The organism is Amycolatopsis sp. TNS106, assembly GCF_019330265.1.
Classification (GTDB): domain Bacteria; phylum Actinomycetota; class Actinomycetes; order Mycobacteriales; family Pseudonocardiaceae; genus Amycolatopsis; species Amycolatopsis lurida.
This window is the reverse complement of sequence record NZ_CP024972.1, coordinates 3,413,227-3,432,426: the sequence shown is the minus strand read 5'-3', so window position 1 is coordinate 3,432,426 and position 19,200 is coordinate 3,413,227. Positions and strand designations below refer to the sequence as shown.

Genomic DNA, 19,200 nt, shown 5'->3' with positions numbered 1-19,200 from the left:
TGCAAATTTCGCAAGGAACGGCCCGTTCATAGCGGCCGCGGGTGGGACAGCCGTCGCAAGTAGATGACTAATTGCGACGGGTGGCGTCAGGCGGGTTTCACACGTTTGGCGGCCAAACGCTCCGGCTTCGGCCACCGCACGTCGCGTGCCCAGCCGAACTTCTCGAACAGCCAGATCACCCGCGCCGACACGTCGACCTGTCCGCGCAGGACACCGTGCCGCGCGCAGGTCGGGTCGGCGTGGTGGGAGTTGTGCCACGACTCGCCCATGGACAGGATCGCCAGCGGCCAGAAGTTCGCCGCCTTGTCACGGCTGGCGAACGGGCGCTCGCCGACCAGGTGGCAGATCGAGTTCACCGACCAGGTGACGTGGTGCAGGAACGCGATCCGGACCAGCCCGGCCCAGAAGAACCCGGTCACCACACCCCACCACGACCAGCTGAGCAGCCCGCCGAGCACCGCGGGCAGCGCGAGGCTCAGCGTGATCCACAGCCAGAAGTAGCGATTCACCACGCGAAGGTCCTTGTCGGCCACCAGGTCCGGAGCGAACCGGTCGTAGTTGGTCACCTCGCGGCTGAACATCCAGCCCATATGCGCGTGCCAGAAACCGCGCAGCAGCGCCGAGGGCGACGTCCCGAACAGCCAGGGGGAGTGCGGGTCGCCTTCGCGGTCGGCGAAGGCATGGTGGCGGCGGTGGCTGGCCACCCAGAAGATGACCGAACCCTGCACCGCGAAACTGCCGGCGATGGCGAGCGCCACGCGCAGCGGACGCCCCGCCTTGAAGGCTCCGTGGGTGAAGTAGCGGTGGTATCCGACGGTCACCCCGAGCGTCCCGACGGTGTAGAACACGGCCGCGAGCGCCAGATCGACCCAGGTCATACCCCAGCCCCACACGATCGGCACGGCGGCGAGCAGCGCCACGAACGGGACCAGCAGGAAGGTCTTGAGGATCAGCATCTCCCCGGAGCCTCGCCGGTGGGAGATCAGGGGTTTGGACGGACTGGCCGGTGCGTCCGGCTCGGTGCTGGCGGTCATACGACACCTCGTGCCTCGACTCGGTGGTGACCCCCGTGCGGGGCACCGAGCGCAGCGTAAGGGCAGTGTCTGGCGAGCACGCCGCCCGGGGGTTACGTCCGGTTTGCCAGGGGGTCAGTTCGAAGTGGCGAGTTCCCGGTCAGCGGCGGGCGAAACCGGCGCGGCACCACGGTCGCGTGAACCACACCACAGTGCCGCGGTCGAGATGATCACCAGCGCGGAGCCGAGGACGTGGAACGAGACCAGCGCCTCCGGCACACCGAGGGCGTACTGCACCGATCCCACGACGCCCTGAAGGACCGCGACGACCCACACGATGGTGTACCGCTTCCACAGCTGCTTCGGCGTCTCGCCACGCATCAGCTGGAGCCCGAAGACGGCCAGCACGATCAGGTAGACCACCAGCAGTCCACCGTGGATCTGGGTGAGCGTCTCGATCGGGGCCTGGAGCCGGTGGGTGCCGGGGTCGCCGCCGTGCGGGCCCGCCCCGGTCACGGTGGTCCCCGCCGCGAGGACGGCCCACATGGCCGCGGCGAGGACGATCAGCGTCTTGCGGCCCGCGTCCGGGATCAGCCAGCGGGCGGGCTCGTCGCCCTCCTTGAACGCGCGCAGCAGCAGGACCGCGAGCCAGACCAGGGGGGTGGAGGCCAGGAAGTGGAGCGCGACGGTCCACCATTCGAGTTTCGCGAGCACGGTGATCCCGCCGACGACGGCCTGCAGCATCACGCCGGCGGGCATCGTCCAGGCCAGCTTCACCAGACGGCGCCGGCTCGGGTGCTCGATCTGCACCCGCCACGCGGTGATCACGCACAGCGCGGCGACCAGGATGACCACGCCGGTCAGCAACCGGTTGCTGAACTCGATCCACTGGGTGAGCATGTCCAGCTCGGGGTGCGCGACGGGCACGATGCTGCCTTCGACGCACTGCGGCCAGGTCGGGCAGCCGAGGCCCGAACCCGTCACCCGGACGACCGAGCCGGTGACGCCGATTCCGGCCTGCGCGATCACCGCCGCTATCGCGACCGCTCGCTGGACCGCGAACGAGGGATACGGCAGACGCGCTACAAGGCTCTGGAACGGCACCGTCCGATGCTAGAACGCCCTTCCTGAGAGCGTTCCACCGGCCGGACCCGCTGTGTCGGCCGCCTCAGGTCAGCTTGGTGGTCTTGCTCGCCAGCGCACCGGCGACGACACCCCAACCGACGAGCACCGCGAACGGGCCCCAGCCGAACGAGCCGTCCAGCAAGACCGAGCGCAGGCCTTCGGCGAGCGCGCCCGAGGGCAGCAGTTCGACGATCCACGCGACGCCGGACGGCATGGTCGACGGCGCCAGCAGGATGCCACCCGCGAGCAGCAGCACGAACCAGACGATGTTCGCCAGCGCCAGCACGGCCTCCGCGCGCAGCGCCCCGCCGAGCAACAGGCCCAGCGCGCCGAACGCGAGCGTGCCGACGATCAAGAACGGGATCGCGCCGAGAAGCCCGCCCAGCGACGGCGACCAGCCCAGCAGCGCGGCGACGCCACCGAGGATCACCGCCTGCAGCGCCACCACGACCAGCGCGGCGGCGACCCGGCCCGCGACGAGCAGCCAGCGGGGCAGCGCGGTGGCGGAAAGTCGTTTGAGGACCCCGTAACGGCGGTCGAAGCCCAGCGCGATGGCCTGTCCGGTGAACGCCGAAGACATCACCGCCAGCGCCAGGATCCTCGGCGTGATCCAGTCCACTTTGGACGAGTCGCCGAGTTGCGACGACGGCAGGATGTCCAGCAGCGACAAGCCGATCAGCAGCGCGAGCGGGATCAGCAGGGTCAGCAGGATCTGCTCGCCGTGGCGCAGCGTCAGGCTCGCTTCGACCTTCGCGTGCGTGCGGAGCATTTTGCCGAGCGAACCGCGGCCGGGGGCGGGGGTGAACGTGCCCGGGGCGAATCGGGGGGTGGGCGTCGTGGTCATGCGCGCAGTTCCCGTCCGGTCAGCTCCAGGAAGACCTCTTCCAGCGTGCGCCTGCCGACCTGCAGTTCCTCGGGCATGACACCCTGCTGCGCGCACCACGCCGTCACCGTCGACACCACCTGCGGGTCGATCGCGCCCTCGACGAGATACGTCCCCGGCGCCGATTCGTGGACGAGGTGGCCCTCGGGCAGGGCGGCGGTCAGCAGCGCGGTGTCGAGCCGCGTCCGTGCCTTGAACCGCAGCTGCGCGGTCTCACCGGCTTCGACGGTCAGCGACTGCGGGGAACCTTCGACGACGACCTTGCCGTGGTCGATGATCACCACGGTGTCGGCCAGCGTTTCGGCTTCCTCCATCAGGTGCGTGGTGAGCAGCACGCTGACCCCGTCCGCGCGCAGCGCCGCGAGCAGGTCCCAGACCAGGCGGCGGGCCTGCGGGTCCATCCCCGCCGTCGGTTCGTCGAGGAAGAGCAGTTCGGGCCGTCCGACGAGCGCGCAGGCGAGCGAGAGCCGTTGCTGCTGACCGCCGGAAAGCCGTTTGAACGGCGTCTTCCGCGCTCCGGAAAGGCCGAGGACGTCCAGCAGCCAGGCGGGGTCGAGCGGGTTCGCCGCACACGCGGCGACCAGCCCGAGCATCTCGTCGGCGCGGACGCCGGGATACGCGCCGCCGCCCTGGGGCATCACGCCGATCCGGGGCCGCAGCGCGGCGCCGTCGCGCGCCGGGTCCAGGCCCAGCACGCGGACTTCGCCGTCATCAGGCCGCAGGAAGCCTTCGCAGATCTCGACGGTGGTGGTCTTGCCGGCCCCGTTCGGGCCGAGCAGAGCGAGCAGTGCGCCACGTTCCATCCGCAGGTCGAGTCCATCGACGGCGGTGGTGGATCCGTAGCGTTTCACCAGCCCGGTGATCTCGACGGCGGGGGCGTTCACGACAGGTCACGATACGGCCTCACGCGGGGACCGAATGCTCCGGGGACGGTCTGGACAGCAGCAGTGGTGAGAGGCGGTGGACGATGAACAGCCCCAGCAGCGTGACGACCCCGGCGGCGGCCCACGCGAACGGCAGGACGAAACCTCGGCCCTCGAAGGTGCTTCCGGTCGTCGGCAGGAGGAACGGCAGGACGGCGGTGACGATCGTCGCGGCGATGCGGAACCGCGAGGTCCCCGCCGCCGCGGCGAGCGGGATGATCGCCCACAGCAGGTACCAGGGCTGGAGCGCGACGTGCAGCACCATCACCGCGCCGAGGGAGACACCGAGGCCGATGATCGGGCGGTAGCGCCATTTGAAGCTGTCCCACAGGAACTTGACCGTCACCGCGCCCGCGACGAGATAGCCGAGCGTGCCGAGGATCGGCACCATCGCGTTGGTGTGGTTGCCGAGGCCGAGCGCGATGCCGAGGACGCCGCCGAGCGCGGCGAGTTCCGACGTCGGCGAGATCCACGAGCGGACCAGGCCCGGCGTGCCGAGCGCGCCGACCCAGCCGAAGCCGAGGCCGGTGCCGTAACAGACCGCCACCAGCGTCACGCCGAACAGCAGCGCCATCGGCACCGCGGCGGTGACCAGGTCCTTGATCCGGCCGTGCCAGCGTCTGGCCACCATCACCGTGAAGAACGGCAGCGCCAGGATCGCGTTGATCTTCACCGCGACGCCGAGGGTGATGAGCACGACCCCGAGCCCGATGTACAGCAGCTCGCCTCTGGCCAGCGGGGGCGGCTCGTCGTTCTTGAACCGCACCGGCATCCGCTGGAGGCCGACCTCCAGCCCGGCCACCATCAGCCCGATCGCGAGCGCGTCGTTGTGGGCGCCCGCGACGAAGTGGAAGATCAGCAGCGGGTTCGCGGCGCCGAGCCACAGCGCGGTCGCGGGCTGCACGCCGAACCGCCGGGCCAGCCGGGGCAGCGCCCAGATGATCAGGATGACGCCGATCAGCGCGAGCCCGCGCTGCAGCAAGACTCCGGTGACGATGTTGCCGCTGCTCAGCGGGGCGAGCCAGCCGCCGAGGCGCAGCAGCAGCGGGCCGTAGGGCGCCGGGGTCTCGCGCCACATGTTGGAGACACCCGAGGTCAGCGGGTCGGAGACGCCGAGGGCTTCGGCCGGGCCGAGGGAGTACGGGTCCATCCCGCGGGCGACGATCTCGCTCTGCGCGAGATAGCTGTAGACGTCGCGGGAGAACAGCGGCGGGATGAACAGCAGCGGCGCACACCAGAGCGCGATGGTGCGGGCGAGCTGGCCCTGGGTGGCGAGGCGGCGGCGCGCGGGCTGCGCGAACCGGCCGAGCAGCAGCCAGCTGAGCACGATGATCGCCATGCCCGCCAGGCCCATCGCGAGCGAGACCATGGGGATGCGGGTGAACAGCCGCAGGACCGGGATCTCCTGCACCGGGTTGATCACCGGTGCGGCGCCCGCGCCGAGCGAGCCGAGCGCGAGGAACAGGGAGCCGACCGCGCCGAACCGGCGGACCACGTTCAGCCCGCGCAGTTCCTTGTCGTCCAGGGGTTCCGGATCGTGCGGGCGCCCGGGGACGAGCGTCGCCACCGACCCCGACGACCCCACGGCCCGGTCTTCCGGCTCCGCCCCGTCCGTGCCCCGCTGCGCCGGGTGATCGCCCTCTGCCACGAACGAAGGGTAGCGATGCCGGGAACAACGCAACTCGGCACCTGGTTGCGGTAGTTGCGCGTGCAAGGATCGCAATCCGCCATCTACTTGCGTCGGTGTCGGCGTGAAGTGACCCACGCCACTCCGTGAGGCACCCCTCTTTGCCGTCTCCCCGGAAATACGTCACACTTGTGTTGTGAAAAAGACGGGGACGCAGGACGAGGCCGGTGGCGACATGCCCCGCGCCGAGGTCCAGCCTGTCCCCGCGCAGGTCGGCCCCGAGGGCCGGACCAGGCACGAAGTGGCCCGCTTGCTGCTGGAACAGGGTCCGATGACCGCCGTCGTGGTGGCCGAGCAGCTGGGGATCAGCGCCGCCGCCGTTCGCCGTCATCTCGACGCGCTGCTCGCCGACGGCGAGGCCGAAACCCGCGACGCGCCCCGCCGCGGCCCTCGCGGTCGAGGCCGTCCTGCCAAGAACTTCCTGCTCACCGAAGCCGGCCGCGCCCGGTTCGGGCACGCCTACGACGACCTCGCGTCCTCGGCCATCCGGTTCCTCGCCGAACACGCCGGGGAAGACGCCGTGAAGGCCTTCGCGGAGGCTCGGGTCGCCTCGCTGGTCGGCCCGCACCAGGACGCGATCACCAAGCACACGGATCCCGCCGCGCGGGCCGAGGCCCTCGCTGCGGCGCTGACCAGGGAGGGTTACGCTGCGTCGACCCGTCAGGTCGGTGTCGGCGAACAGCTCTGCCAGCACCATTGCCCGGTCGCCCACGTCGCCGCCGAGTTCCCTCAGTTGTGTGAAGCCGAGACAGAGGCTTTCGCGGAACTTCTGGGTACTCACGTCCAGCGGCTGGCGACCATCGCACGCGGTGACAACGCGTGCACCACACACGTACCCGTCATCTCGGCGGGTCACCCGGCCACACCCGGGCCGGGAAGCACGGCGCCCTCCCCAGGGCGCACAGCACGGATCCCGAATGGAGGGAAACCCGCATGACTGCCGCTGCCGAGCAGCGCACTCCCACCACCGCGCCCATGAGCCAGGAAGAGACCATCGAGTCCCTTGGCAAGTACGCGTTCGGCTGGGCGGACTCCGACGAGGCGGGCTCAACGGCCCGTCGCGGACTGAACGAGGACGTCGTCACCGACATCTCCTCGAAGAAGTCCGAGCCGGAGTGGATGCGCGAAGCGCGACTCAAGGCGCTCAAGCTTTTCGACTTGAAGCCGATGCCCAACTGGGGTGCGGACCTCTCCGGGATCGACTTCGACAACATCAAGTACTTCGTGCGGTCCACGGAGAAGCAGGCCACTTCCTGGGAAGACCTGCCCGAGGACATCAAGAACACGTACGACAAGCTGGGCATCCCCGAGGCGGAGAAGCAGCGCCTCGTCGCCGGTGTCGCCGCGCAGTACGAGTCCGAGGTCGTCTACCACCAGATCCGCGAGGACCTGGAGGCCCAGGGCGTCCTGTTCCTGGACACCGACACCGCGCTCAAGGAGCACCCGGAGATCTTCAAGGAGTACTTCGGCTCCGTGATCCCGGCCGGGGACAACAAGTTCTCCGCGCTGAACACCGCGGTGTGGTCCGGCGGTTCGTTCATCTACGTGCCCAAGGGCGTCAAGGTGGACATCCCGCTGCAGGCGTACTTCCGCATCAACACCGAGAACATGGGTCAGTTCGAGCGGACCCTGATCATCGTCGACGAAGACGCCTACGTGCACTACGTCGAGGGTTGCACCGCGCCGATCTACCAGTCCGACTCGCTGCACTCGGCGGTCGTGGAGATCATCGTGAAGAAGGGTGCCCGCTGCCGCTACACGACCATCCAGAACTGGTCGAACAACGTCTACAACCTGGTCACCAAGCGCGCCAAGTGCGAAGAGGGCGCGACCATGGAGTGGATCGACGGCAACATCGGCTCCAAGGTCACGATGAAGTACCCGTCCGTGTTCCTCATGGGCGAGCACGCCAAGGGCGAGGTCCTCTCGGTCGCGTTCGCGGGCGAGGGCCAGCACCAGGACGCCGGCGCGAAGATGGAGCACCTGGCGCCGCACACCTCCTCGACCATCGTGTCGAAGTCGGTGGCGCGCGGCGGTGGCCGCACCTCGTACCGCGGCCTGGTCAAGGTCGCGAAGCGGGCGCACCACTCGCGGTCCAGCGTCGTCTGTGACGCGCTGCTCGTCGACACGATCTCGCGTTCGGACACGTACCCGTACGTCGACATCCGCAACGACGAGGTCTCCATGGGCCACGAGGCGACCGTCTCGAAGGTCAGCGAAGACCAGATGTTCTACCTCATGTCGCGCGGTCTCGACGAGGCCGAGGCCATGGCGATGATCGTGCGCGGGTTCGTCGAGCCCATCGCGCGTGAGCTGCCGATGGAGTACGCGCTCGAGCTGAACCGCCTGATCGAGCTTCAGATGGAAGGGTCCGTCGGCTAGTCATGTCGGTTACCGAGAACAACGTTTCCGAAGCGATGCGCGAAGGGGTCGTCATTCCGGCGACCTCTCGCGCGGAGCGCTTCACCTCCTACGACGTCGAGGCCTTCGAGGTCCCCGGCGGTCGTGAGGAGAACTGGCGTTTCACTCCGATGAAGCGGCTGCGCGGCCTGCACGACGGGTCCGCCGCCGCTTCGGGTTCGGCCACAGTGGACGCCGACGCCGCGCCCGAACTGAAGATCGAGCAGGTCGGCCGGGACGACGAGCGCCTCGGCGCCGCCGGTGTCCCGAGCGACCGGATCGCCGCGCAGGCGTACTCCTCGTTCACCGAGGCCACCGTCATCACGGTGCCCAAGGAGACGAAGACGTCCAAGCCGTCGACGGTGAAGATCACCGGCCCCGGCGAGGGCAAGGTCGCGTACGGGCACGTGCAGGTGCGCGCCGAGCAGTTCTCCGAGGCCGTCATCGTCCTCGACCACGCCGGCTCCGGCACCTACGCCGACAACGTCGAGTTCGTCATCGGCGATTCGGCGAACGTGACCGTCGTCAGCGTCCAGGACTGGGCCGACGACGCGGTGCACGTCTCCGAGCAGCACCTCAAGCTCGGCCGCGACGCCACGCTCAAGCACATCGTCATCACCCTGGGCGGTGACCTCGTCCGCGTCTCGCCGACGGCGACCTTCGCCGACAAGGGCGGCGACGTCGAGATGCTCGGCCTGTACTTCGCGGACGAAGCACAGCACCAGGAGCACCGTCTCTTCGTCGACCACGCGGTGCCGAACTGCAAGTCCCGCGTGATGTACAAGGGCGCGCTGCAGGGCGACGGCGCGCACACCGTGTGGGTCGGCGACGTGCTGATCCGGGCGGCCGCCGAGGCCACCGACACCTACGAGCTCAACCGCAACCTGGTGCTGACGCCGGGCGCGCGGGCGGACTCGATCCCGAACCTGGAGATCGAGACCGGCGAGATCGAAGGCGCGGGCCACGCGAGCGCGACGGGAAGGTTCGACGACGAGCAGTTGTTCTACCTCCAGTCGCGCGGAATCGGCGAAGACGCCGCGCGCCGCCTGGTCGTCCGCGGGTTCTTCCACGAGATCCTGGTCAAGATCGGCGTTCCCGAGGTGCGCGAGCGTCTCGAGGCCGCGATCGAAGCCGAACTCGAAGCTGTCGGCGCCTGAGCGCGCGTCCGTCCACAAGAGACTTTTAGGAAAGAAATGCCTACGCTGGAAATCAAGGATCTGCACGCCTCGGTCACGACCGAGGAGGGCCCCAAGGAGATCCTCAAGGGCGTCAACCTGACCATCAAGTCGGGCGAGACCCACGCGATCATGGGCCCCAACGGTTCGGGCAAGTCCACGCTGTCCTACGCCATCGCCGGCCACCCCAAGTACGAAGTCACCTCCGGGCAGGTCCTGCTCGACGGTGAGGACGTGCTCGAGATGAGCGTCGACGAGCGTGCCCGCGCGGGCCTGTTCCTCGCCATGCAGTACCCGGTCGAGGTGCCGGGCGTGTCCATGTCCAACTTCCTCCGCACCGCGGCCACCGCGGTCCGTGGCGAGGCCCCCAAGCTGCGCCACTGGGTCAAGGAGGTCAAGGACGAGATGGGCAAGCTGGAGATCTCGTCCGAGTTCGCCGAGCGTTCGGTGAACGAGGGCTTCTCCGGCGGCGAGAAGAAGCGCCACGAGATCCTGCAGCTGGCGCTGCTCAAGCCGAAGATCGCCATCCTCGACGAGACCGACTCCGGCCTCGACGTCGACGCGCTGCGCGTCGTGTCCGAGGGCGTCAACGAATTCAAGGCCAACAACGACGCCGGCGTCATGCTGATCACGCACTACACGCGGATCCTGCGGCACATCACGCCCGACTTCGTGCACGTCTTCGCGGGCGGCAAGATCGTCGAGTCCGGTGGCCGTGAGCTCGCGGACGAGCTGGAGGAGAACGGGTACGTCAAGTACACCGGCTCCGCCGAGACCGCCGCCGTCTGATCACTGAACTTCACGACTACACCGAGAGGAGTTGGCCCGATGACCACCACCACGGCTAACTCTGCTGTACCGCTGGACGTAGCGGCCATCAGGGCCGACTTCCCGATCCTGACCCGCACGGTGCGGGACGGGAAACCCTTGGTGTATCTGGATTCCGGTGCGACGTCCCAGAAACCGGTGCAGGTGCTCGAAGCCGAGCGCCGGTTCCTGGAGACCTCGAACGCCGCGGTGCACCGCGGCGCGCACCAGCTCGCCGAGGAGGCGACCGACGCCTACGAGTCCGCCCGCGTGCGGATCGCGGAGTTCGTCGGCGCCTCCCCGCACGAGCTGGTGTTCACCAAGAACGCCACCGAGGGCATCAACCTCGTCGCCTACGCGATGAGCAACGCCGCCACGGCCGGTCCCGGCGCCGAGCGGTTCAAGATCGGTCCCGGCGACGAGATCGTCATCACCGAGATGGAGCACCACGCGAACCTGGTGCCGTGGCAGCAGCTCTGTCAGCGCACCGGTGCGACGCTGAAGTGGTTCTCCGTCACCGCGGACGGCCGCCTCGATCTGTCCACTGTGGACGAGCTGATCACCGAGCGGACCAAGGTGCTCGCGTTCACGCACCAGTCCAACGTGCTCGGCACGATCAACCCGGTCGAGTTCCTGGTGAAGAAGGCCCGCAAGGTCGGCGCGCTGGTCGTGCTGGACGCCTGCCAGTCGGTGCCGCATTTCCCGGTGGACCTGCACGCCCTCGACGTCGACTTCGCCGCCTTCGCCGGGCACAAGATGGTCGGCCCCTACGGCATCGGTGTCCTTTACGGCCGCCGTGAGCTGCTCGAAGCGATGCCGCCGTTCCTGACCGGTGGCTCGATGATCGAGCTGGTCCGCATGGAGCAGACCACCTTCGCCGCGCCGCCGCAGCGGTTCGAAGCGGGCACCCCGATGACGTCGCAGGCCGTCGGTCTCGGCGCGGCCGCCGACTACCTGTCGGCGATCGGCATGGACCGCGTCGCCGCGCACGAGCACCTCCTCACCGAGGCGGCGCTCGCCGGGCTCGGCGAGATCCCGGGTGTGCGGATCATCGGCCCCACCGACATGGCCGACCGCGGCGGACTGGTGTCGTTCGTCATCGACGGCGTCCACCCGCACGACTCGGGTCAGGTGCTGGACAGCCTCGGCGTCGCCGTCCGCGTCGGGCACCACTGCGCGTGGCCGCTGCACCGGGCCTGCTCGGTGCCCGCGACCGTGCGCGCGTCGTTCTACGTCTACAACACCCTGTCCGAAGTGGACGCGCTGGTGAACGGTGTACGTGAGGCGCAGAAGTTCTTCGGGGTGGCGTGATGAACCTGGAGAGCATGTACCAGGAGATCATCCTGGATCACTACAAGAACCCGCACGGCCGCGGCCTGCGCGAGCCGTTCGACGCCGAGTCGTTCCAGGTCAACCCGACCTGCGGCGACGAGGTGACGCTGCGGGTGAAGGTCGACGACGGGAAGGTCGCCGACGTCTCCTACGAGGGACAGGGCTGCTCGATCAGCCAGGCTTCCACGTCGGTCTTGACGGATCTCGTCGTCGGGCACACCGTGGAGGAGGCGTTCACCACCATGGACGCCTTCGTCGAGCTGATGCAGGGCAAAGGGCAGATCGAACCCGACGAGGAAGTGCTGGAGGACGGCATCGCCTTCGCCGGCGTGGCCAAGTACCCGGCCCGCGTGAAATGCGCCCTGCTCGGGTGGATGGCGTTCAAGGACGCCGTCGCCCGCACGACCAACGGAGTTGAGACGGCATGACCGAACAGCAGACCGAAACCCGCGAGGGGCGCACGGCCGCCGACCTCGACGCCGAGACCACCGCCGCCCCGGACGCCGCCGATGTGGCGAAGGTCGAGGACGTCGAAGAGGCGATGCGTGACGTCGTTGACCCCGAACTCGGCATCAACGTCGTCGACCTCGGGCTGGTCTACGACATCCGGGTCGAGGCGGACAACACCGCCACCATCGACATGACCCTGACCTCGGCGGCCTGCCCGCTGACCGACGTCATCGAGGACCAGACCGGAGCCGCCCTCGTCGGCGGGGGAACGGGCCTGGTCAAGGACTTCCGGATCAACTGGGTCTGGATGCCGCCGTGGGGCCCGGAGAAGATCACCGACGACGGCCGCGAACAGCTGCGGGCGCTCGGCTTCACCGTCTGATTCTCGCTTGCGCGTGAAGGCCTCCTTCCCTCGGCTCAGCCGAGGGAAGGAGGCCTTCACGCGCTTCGGGCCTGGGTGGCTGGAGTGACATCCAATGCCACAAAATCCACACGGTCACCCCTTTCGTATAACGGCCTATACGGCGCGGGTGACGGCGTGTGCGTCTGGTTGGGTGACGGCATGGTCTTCCGCTCCATAGCGCTGTTCGCGCTCGCCGCCCTGCTGGAGATCGGCGGCGCCTGGCTGATCTGGCAAGGGGTGCGGGAACATCGCGGCTACCTCTGGATCGGCGCGGGCGTCGTCGCGCTCGGCCTCTACGGTTTCGTGGCGACCTTGCAACCCGACGCGAACTTCGGCCGCATCCTCGCCGCGTACGGGGGAGTGTTCGTCGCGGGATCGCTGGCGTGGGGCATGGTCGCCGACGGCTACCGGCCGGATCGCTACGACGTCATCGGCGCGCTGATCTGCCTGGCGGGGGTCGGAGTAATCATGTACGCGCCCCGAGGTTGAGACGCTAATCTGCGCTGTGACCGAAATGGGCTTCCCCGTCCCGCCTCCCGAAAAGGCCGGGCCGAAGCGAAGATTCTCCCCGCTCCTGTGGGTGATGATCCTGGTGGCGGTCGTCGGCGTGGGCGCCGGCGGCTATGGCTTCTGGAGCTTGTCGGACTACGCGATGAAGACCGCTGCCAGCCCGGCGATGAGTCCCACGCTCGAACCCGGCACCATCGTGACCTACCGGTGGTCCGAGGTCGGCGACATTCCGCGTGGCGCTGTGGTTCTCATGGATCTCAGCGCGTATCCGGACGCGAGTCCCAGCGAGGGCCTTGCCATCCAGCGGGTGATCGCCGTCGGTGATGATCAGGTCGTCTGCTGCACGAAGGACGGCCTGATCACTGTCAACGGGAAAGCCGTCAAGGAGACCTACGTCGATTACGGGGGCACCAGCGGGAGGCGCTTCGACGTCAAAGTCCCACCGGGCACCGTGTTCCTCGCGGGCGATCAGCGGAACAATTCCCGCGACTCGCAGCTTTATGCGGGGAAACCGGGTGATGGCGCCGTTCCGCTGGACAAGGTGCACGGGGTCATCGTCGGCATCGGCAGGAGCATCAACGCGGAACCCTTTCCGCAGACAACGGCTTTCGTCGACGCCGGCCTGCCAGGGGAACCGGTGTCCGACACCGGATTTCTCGCCGCGCGCCACTTCATGCTCGCCGGGATCAGCCTCGTTGCGATCGGTGTCATCGGGACGATCGTGAGCGTTGCCCGGTCCGCCGGAAAACGACGAAGAGCAGCCGCAATCCCACCAGCGCACTGACCACCAGCAGGTTGTAGCCGAACATCTGGTGCAGCGTGACCCCGTCCAGGACCTCCGGGCCGGTCGCGCTGCCCAGCAGCAGTACGGCCATCAGCCCGGTGGCCACACCGACGAACGCCAGCAGGATCTCGTGCACCAGTCCGGTGACCACGTCGCGGTCGCGTTCGTCGGAGAACAGCCGGACATTGACGGACAGCCTGCCCTGTTCCAGCGCGTTGCCGATCCGGTCGACGCGGCGGGGCAGCCGCCGCAGCACCGGAAGGAGCGCCATCAGTTCGTTGGTGGCCGTGGACCGCAGCGATTCCGGTCGCAATCCGGCACCTACTTGCTCGGCGGCGTAGGCGCGGGATTCGACGACGATGTTGAACCCCGGCGCCAGCGCGGCCAGCGTTCCCTCCAGGGTGGCCAGCGCGCGGAACACCGCGGCGATCGGCGGGGGCACGCTGAGCCGGAAGTCGGCGATCACCCGGAACAGGTCGGTGAACATGTCGAGATCCGGCGCCTGTCCGTGGTTGAAATGCTTGGCCACCAAGGACCCCAGCGCCCGCTCCAGGCGTCGCTCGTCGATCTCGTCCGGCTGGTCGACGATCTCCAGCAGACCGTCGCGCAGTGCGGCCGGGTCGCCGCGATCGAGCGCGAGGATGAGGTTCTGCAGCCCGCCGCGCAGGCCCGAGTCGAGCCGTCCGACGGAGCCGAAGTCGAGCAGGCCGAGCCTGCCGTCGGTGAGCAGCAGGACGTTGCCGGGATGCGGGTCGGCGTGGAAGACACCGCTGCCCATCACCTGGCCGAGCACGCACCGCAGCATCGACCGCGCGAGCTTTGCCCGCTCCGCGACCGGAACCTGCTCTCGCGCGGCCGCGAGCGGTTTGCCCTCGAGGCGCCGCATCACCAGGACCCGTTCGGTGGACAGTTCTTTGTGGACGGTCGGCAGGGCGACCTCGGTGCCGGGGTAGGCCGCGGCGACCGCTTCGATGTTCCTGGCTTCGGTGCGGAAATCGAGCTCTTCGACCAGCGCGTCGGCGAATCCCTCGGCGAGGTCGACGACGCCGAGCGAACGCGCCCAGCCGGCGCGCAGGTCCAGCGCGGCCGCCACCCGGCGGACGATGTCGAGGTCCCGGTCGACCAGCACCTGCACGCCGGGCCGCTGCACCTTGACCACCACTTCCTGCCCGTCGCGCAGCTTCGCCCGGTAGACCTGCGCGATCGACGCGGCCGCGATCGGTTCCGGGTCGAACTCGGCGAAGATCTCGTCCGGGTTCCCGCCCAGTTCCTCCCGTAGCACCGTCGCGACCTCGTCCGCGTCGGCGAAGGCGACCTGATCCTGGAGTTTGCCGAGCTCGTCGACGAACACCGGCGGGAGCAGATCGGACCTGGTCGAGAGCAACTGGCCGAGTTTCACGAACGTCACGCCGCCCTCCTCCAGCGCGCGGCGTAGCGATCGCGCCAGTTTGGCGTGCCGGACCTGGGCGAGGCCGGGTTCGCGGCGGCCGGTGAGGTACCGGCCGAGACCGTGCTTGATCGCGATCCGGGTGATCTGCGAGTAGCGCCGCGTCCGGGCCGCGCGGCGGCGCATCGACCGGATCCTGCCGAACAGCCCGAGCCCCGACCCCGCCGGAAGGACGAACTCCGCGACGAACAGGAAGATCAGCGTCGCGAGGAACGCGCCGCCCGCCACCGGGATGACCAGCCCGGCGAAGGCCCCGCCCGTGTACATCGGCGAGGGGAACGCGCTGAGGATGCCGCCCGCGACCAGCCAGCCGAAACCGGCGGCGCAGAACGCGCGGACCACGCCGATCCGCACACCCAGCACGCGGCGGGCGGCGACCACGAGCGGCCACAGCATCAGCGCGTAGACGGGCAGGGTGAGCAGGCCGAGCAGCAGGTTCATGCCGAGGAGCACATCACGCGCAGTCCACGGGGGATTCCCGCTCCGGCGGGACGGTACTCACCCTTGAGAGGGAACGGACCCCGAAGTTGTACGTCGTGGTCGCCTCCCGGGGTGCGAAGAGGACGCCGAGTACGGCGATCGCCGCCGCCGCGAGGAAGCCGGCGCGGAGGTCGAGGAGATCGCCGAGGAGACCGATGAGCGGTGCCCCGGCGGCCTGGCCGAGCGCCAGCGCCAGGAAGGCCACGCCGACACCGAACGCGGGTGCCGCTGGATAAGCCCTGGTGCCCCAGAGGATCAGCACGCCGGTCAGTCCGATGTAGACGGCCCCGAAGAGCGCGGCCGCGATGACGAGCGCGGGGAGGGACCGGGTGGCGAGCGCGAAGAGCGCCGTGGCGGCGGCGAACAGGACCATCCCTGCCGACCAGGCCCGGCGCAGGCCTGCCCGCGAGGTCAGTTCGGCGGTGAACGCGCCTGCCAGGCCGACCGCGCCGAGGACGATCCACACCACCGTCGAAGCGGTCTCGTCGAGGCCGCCGACGCTCACGGCGATGTCCCGGCCGAAGGTCCAGATCGCCGCGCTGGCCAGGCCGAGCGTCGCGGCGGCGGGCACCAGCCGTCCGGTGGCGGGCGGGAACAGCGGCACCGGCAGCCCGCGCGCGCGGTCTTCCTTGACCGGGGGCACGACCCGGGCGATCCACAAGGTCACCAGTGCCGAGGCCGCGGCGAAGGCCCACCAGGCCATTCGCCAGTCACCGATGGCGAGCAGGGAGACCGGGCCGGAGATCAGCACGCCGAGTCCGGTCCCGGCGTTCACCACGGATTGGGCGCGGTCACGGCGGGTCGCCCGGACGACGCGGGAGACCGCGTCGGCGAGCGAAGGGGAGGCCAGGCCTGTGCTGGCGCCGGCGAGGACCACACCGAGCGCGAGCACGCCGGCGTTCGGCGCGGACGCGATCAGGGCGGTTCCCGCGGTGGCCGTCGTCCCCGCGGCGAGCGCCCCCGCCCGCGCTCCCCAGCGGGTCGTGATGGCGGTCGACGCGACGACGGCGAGGCAGTACGCGACGTAACTTCCCGCCGCGATGGTGCCGAGGGCGCTGCCGTCGAGGTCGAACTCTGTCCGGAGGGTCGGCGCGAAGAGGCCGTACGCGTACCTCGCGAGGCCGTAGGAGACGGCGATCAGCGACAACCCGGCCGCCGTGAGGGTCAGTTCGCGCTTGTACGAAGAAACCATCAGCTCTCCTTCTTGTGTATACCGATCGGTATACTTCAGGAGTGTTCTCGCATTTCGCGCTCAGGTCAACCGGTCGGTATACTCGACACCATGCTGACCCCAGCCGGCGAGCGTGTCCTGAGCGCCGCGAGTGAGCTCTTCTACCGAGAGGGCCTCAACGCGGTGGGCGTCGCGGCCGTGGCCGAAGCCGCCGGCGTCACGAAGAAGACCCTGTATGCGTGCTTCGGGTCGAAGACGGAGCTCACCGTCGCGTACCTGCGACGTCGTCACGACGTCTGGTGGGCGTACCTCGAAGAGCGGCTGGCCGAAGCCGATCGTCCCCGGGCTCTCGTGGTCTTCGACTCCTACATCGACCACCCCCGGCTCGGGAGTGACCGGGGGTGCGCGTTCCTCAACGCGGCCGCCGAGCTGCCCGCGGGGCATCCCGGACTCGACGTGATCCGGCGGCACAAGGCGGCCGTGCGGGCGAAGTTCGCCGAACTGATCCGGGAGGACGCCCCGCGCGCGGACGATCCGGAAAGGCTCGCGGAGCAGCTCTTCCTCCTCGTCGAGGGCGCTGTCGCGCACACCGGGATCGACGGGGACGCCCATCGGGTCACCCTCGCGAGGGAGATCGCGGAGGTACTGATGCGGGATCCGTGCCCGGCCGGCACGCGCTAGAAAGAGCGCATGCGACTTTTCGGCCCGCTCGTCGACCGGGCGACCTACCGCCGTTGGGTGTATTTCATCCTCGGCGGCGCACTGAGCGTGCCGTACATCCTCTTCGCCGCCATCGTGGTGCCGTCGGTGCTGCCCCTCGTCGTGACGGTGGAACGCGGTCTCGTCATCGCGATGGTCACCGTCGTCCTGGTGATGGTCGCGTCGTCGTTCATCCCCGCCGTCCGGGTGCTGGAGGGCGCGGCCGTGCGGGAACTCCTGGACGATCCCGTACCCGGCGTGACGTTCGGGCCCGCGTCGAGCTGGCCCGTCCGGCTGCGGTCGACCGCGATGTTCCTGCTGCACGTGAGCACCGGCTGCGTCGTCAGCCTGGTGAGCCTGGTCGTCCCGGTCGCGTTCGGGTTCACGGTCGCGGCCCCGTTCACCGGCCGGATCGCACTGTCCACCGAGGATCCGATCGAGGTGCCGAAGGGCTGGGCGAGCGCGTGGATCCCGCTGGCGTGCCTGCTCGGCGTGGTCGCGCTGGCCTACGTCGTGTGGGGAGCGGGCGCGGTGCTGACCCGCTTCGCCAAGAGCCTGCTGGGGGTCTCGGCCGCGGAACGGATCGCCCAGCTGGAGAAGCGCACCGAACAACTCGCCGAACGCAACCGGCTCGCGCGCGAACTGCACGACTCCGTCGGGCACGCGCTGAGCGTCGTGACCATCCAGGCCGGGGCCGCGCGACGGACGCTGAGGTCGGATCCCGATTTCACCGAGCAGGCGCTCACCGCCATCGAGGACTCCGCCCGTGCCGCGCTGGACGACCTCGACCACGTGCTCGGGCTGCTGCGTGACGAGGCGTCGTCGCGGACACCGCAGTCAGGGCTGGCGGAGCTGCCCGCGCTGGTCGAAGCGACGCGGCTGGCGGGCGCCGAGGTGGCGGCGGAGGTGCGGGGAGAACCGTCCTCGGTGCCGCCGGTCGTCTCCCGTGAGGCGTACCGGATCTTGCAGGAATGCCTGACGAACGCGCTGCGGCACGCCGGTAAGGTTCCGGTGACGGTGCTCGTCGACGCCGGAACGGAGCTGCTACGCCTGCGGGTGTCCAACCCGCTCGGCGCCGCGTCGCCGTCGCGCGACGGGGGCGGCCGGGGGCTGCGGGGAATGACGGAACGGGTGGAAGTGCTCGGAGGCACGATCACCGCGGGCCGGGCGGACGGATTCTGGAAGGTCGAGGTGGCGGTGCCATGGGGGAAACGGCGATGAGCATCGGGGTGCTGCTGGTCGACGACGAACAGCTCATCCGGGCGGGGCTGCGGGCGATCGTCGCCTCCGAGCCCGACCTGGAGGTCGTGGGCGAAGCGTCCGACGGCGCCGAGGTGCCGGGGCTGGTCTCGCGGTTCCGGCCCGACGTCGTGCTGATGGACGTGCGGATGCCCTCGGTCGACGGCATTCGCGCGACCGCGCATCTGATGTCCACTATGGACAAGCCGCCGAAGGTGATCGTGGTGACCACCTTCGAAAACGACGACTACGTCTACGATGCCCTGCTCGCCGGCGCGAGCGGCTTCCTGCTGAAGCGGGCGCGGCCCGAGGAGATCGTCGCGGCGATCCGGACGGTGGCGGCGGGGGAGTCGCTCCTGTTCCCGGCCGCGATCCGGCGGCTGGCCGCGCAGCAGGCGAACCGGGGCCCGCAGGACGGCCTCGCCGGCGCCGGGCTCACCGAACGCGAATGCGAGGTGCTGCGGCTGATGGCGGGCGGACTGTCCAATGTGGAAATCGCGGGCGAACTGTACCTCGGCGTGCAGACGGTCAAGACGCATGTCGGAAACGTGCTCGCGAAACTCGGCGCGCGGGACCGGACCCAAGCGGTGATCAAGGCCTACGACACCGGATTCGTCACGCCGGCGGGCTGAAGCCGACGGCGGTCACCGCCCTCACCGTCGGCCGACGTTG

Annotated in this window: 19 protein-coding genes; 12 read left to right on the top strand and 7 right to left on the bottom strand. The window is 69.4% G+C overall.

Translation table 11 applies throughout. From position 1 onward, the window contains the following. Positions 1 to 86: 86 nt before the first annotated feature. The 5 genes from CVV72_RS15155 to mptB all read right to left on the bottom strand — a co-directional run bounded on the left by CVV72_RS15155 (position 87) and on the right by mptB (position 5,511). Entirely contained in the window at positions 87 to 1,034 is a 948-nt protein-coding gene (locus CVV72_RS15155; protein ID WP_219153036.1) for an acyl-CoA desaturase, read from the bottom strand. A gap of 114 nt (positions 1,035 to 1,148) precedes the next feature. After that, complete coding sequence (locus CVV72_RS15150) at positions 1,149 to 2,117, bottom strand: heme A synthase (RefSeq protein WP_219153035.1); 969 nt, start codon at positions 2,115 to 2,117, stop codon at positions 1,149 to 1,151. A 64-nt stretch (positions 2,118 to 2,181) separates the two neighbouring features. Further along, on the bottom strand, positions 2,182 to 2,982 hold the full coding sequence (locus CVV72_RS15145; protein WP_219153034.1) for an ABC transporter permease: 801 nt from the start codon (positions 2,980 to 2,982) through the stop codon (positions 2,182 to 2,184). Beyond that, on the bottom strand, positions 2,979 to 3,905 hold the full coding sequence (locus CVV72_RS15140) for an ABC transporter ATP-binding protein (RefSeq protein WP_219153033.1): 927 nt from the start codon (positions 3,903 to 3,905) through the stop codon (positions 2,979 to 2,981). Before CVV72_RS15140 ends, CVV72_RS15145 begins: the two co-directional genes overlap by 4 nt. A 19-nt stretch (positions 3,906 to 3,924) precedes the next feature. Next, positions 3,925 to 5,511: a polyprenol phosphomannose-dependent alpha 1,6 mannosyltransferase MptB gene (mptB, locus tag CVV72_RS15135; protein ID WP_219153972.1), complete on the bottom strand. Its 1,587-nt coding sequence runs from the start codon at positions 5,509 to 5,511 to the stop codon at positions 3,925 to 3,927. A gap of 256 nt (positions 5,512 to 5,767) precedes the next feature. On the opposite strand from mptB, the gene CVV72_RS15130 reads away from it, so the two are divergent. The 9 genes from CVV72_RS15130 (at position 5,768) to lepB (ending at position 13,492) form a co-directional block, all read left to right on the top strand. Beyond that, positions 5,768 to 6,568: a helix-turn-helix transcriptional regulator gene (locus CVV72_RS15130; RefSeq protein ID WP_370641915.1), complete on the top strand. Its 801-nt coding sequence runs from the start codon at positions 5,768 to 5,770 to the stop codon at positions 6,566 to 6,568. After that, complete coding sequence (gene sufB, locus CVV72_RS15125) at positions 6,565 to 8,013, top strand: Fe-S cluster assembly protein SufB (RefSeq protein ID WP_038515497.1); 1,449 nt, start codon at positions 6,565 to 6,567, stop codon at positions 8,011 to 8,013. Before CVV72_RS15130 ends, sufB begins: the two co-directional genes overlap by 4 nt. Positions 8,014 to 8,015: 2 nt before the next feature. Further along, entirely contained in the window at positions 8,016 to 9,188 is a 1,173-nt protein-coding gene (gene sufD / locus CVV72_RS15120) for a Fe-S cluster assembly protein SufD (protein WP_219153032.1), read from the top strand. Positions 9,189 to 9,224: 36 nt separating this feature from the next. Then, entirely contained in the window at positions 9,225 to 9,995 is a 771-nt protein-coding gene (gene sufC / locus CVV72_RS15115) for a Fe-S cluster assembly ATPase SufC (protein ID WP_063276055.1), read from the top strand. A 39-nt stretch (positions 9,996 to 10,034) separates the two neighbouring features. Further along, positions 10,035 to 11,324, top strand: coding sequence for a cysteine desulfurase (locus CVV72_RS15110; RefSeq protein ID WP_219153031.1), 1,290 nt, complete (start codon positions 10,035 to 10,037; stop codon positions 11,322 to 11,324). Beyond that, a complete protein-coding gene (gene sufU / locus CVV72_RS15105) occupies positions 11,324 to 11,773 on the top strand; it encodes a Fe-S cluster assembly sulfur transfer protein SufU (RefSeq protein ID WP_034311809.1) in 450 nt (149 codons plus the stop codon). The genes CVV72_RS15110 and sufU overlap by 1 nt, the downstream gene beginning before the upstream one ends. After that, the gene (locus CVV72_RS15100; protein WP_219153030.1) at positions 11,770 to 12,177 is read left to right on the top strand and encodes a metal-sulfur cluster assembly factor; all 408 of its coding nucleotides are present in this window, start codon (positions 11,770 to 11,772) and stop codon (positions 12,175 to 12,177) included. The genes sufU and CVV72_RS15100 overlap by 4 nt, the downstream gene beginning before the upstream one ends. Positions 12,178 to 12,357: 180 nt before the next feature. Further along, positions 12,358 to 12,687 (top strand): YnfA family protein, encoded by a 330-nt coding sequence (locus CVV72_RS15095; protein WP_034311812.1) that lies wholly within the window; start codon positions 12,358 to 12,360, stop codon positions 12,685 to 12,687. A gap of 94 nt (positions 12,688 to 12,781) precedes the next feature. Next, positions 12,782 to 13,492 carry a signal peptidase I gene (gene lepB, locus CVV72_RS15090; protein WP_255632775.1) on the top strand — a complete coding sequence of 237 codons (711 nt, stop codon included), beginning with the start codon at positions 12,782 to 12,784 and terminating at the stop codon, positions 13,490 to 13,492. Here the strand turns inward: lepB and CVV72_RS15085 are convergent. Together CVV72_RS15085 and CVV72_RS15080 are read right to left on the bottom strand one after the other, a co-directional pair. Beyond that, the gene (locus CVV72_RS15085; RefSeq protein WP_219153028.1) at positions 13,416 to 15,380 is read right to left on the bottom strand and encodes an AarF/UbiB family protein; all 1,965 of its coding nucleotides are present in this window, start codon (positions 15,378 to 15,380) and stop codon (positions 13,416 to 13,418) included. The two genes, lepB and CVV72_RS15085, sit on opposite strands and share 77 nt — an antisense overlap. Positions 15,381 to 15,393: 13 nt before the next feature. Next, positions 15,394 to 16,611 (bottom strand): MFS transporter, encoded by a 1,218-nt coding sequence (locus CVV72_RS15080; RefSeq protein ID WP_219153027.1) that lies wholly within the window; start codon positions 16,609 to 16,611, stop codon positions 15,394 to 15,396. Positions 16,612 to 16,701: 90 nt separating this feature from the next. Here CVV72_RS15080 and CVV72_RS15075 point away from each other — a divergent pair, with 90 nt between their 5' ends. Genes CVV72_RS15075 through CVV72_RS15065 form a run of 3 tightly spaced genes read left to right on the top strand, consistent with a single transcriptional unit; the run spans position 16,702 to position 19,160 of the window. Next, entirely contained in the window at positions 16,702 to 17,271 is a 570-nt protein-coding gene (locus tag CVV72_RS15075; protein WP_219153026.1) for a TetR/AcrR family transcriptional regulator, read from the top strand. A gap of 9 nt (positions 17,272 to 17,280) precedes the next feature. Then, positions 17,281 to 18,510, top strand: coding sequence for a sensor histidine kinase (locus CVV72_RS15070; protein WP_219153025.1), 1,230 nt, complete (start codon positions 17,281 to 17,283; stop codon positions 18,508 to 18,510). Further along, on the top strand, positions 18,507 to 19,160 hold the full coding sequence (locus tag CVV72_RS15065) for a response regulator transcription factor (RefSeq protein WP_219153970.1): 654 nt from the start codon (positions 18,507 to 18,509) through the stop codon (positions 19,158 to 19,160). The genes CVV72_RS15070 and CVV72_RS15065 overlap by 4 nt, the downstream gene beginning before the upstream one ends. The last annotated feature ends 40 nt before the right edge of the window (positions 19,161 to 19,200 follow it).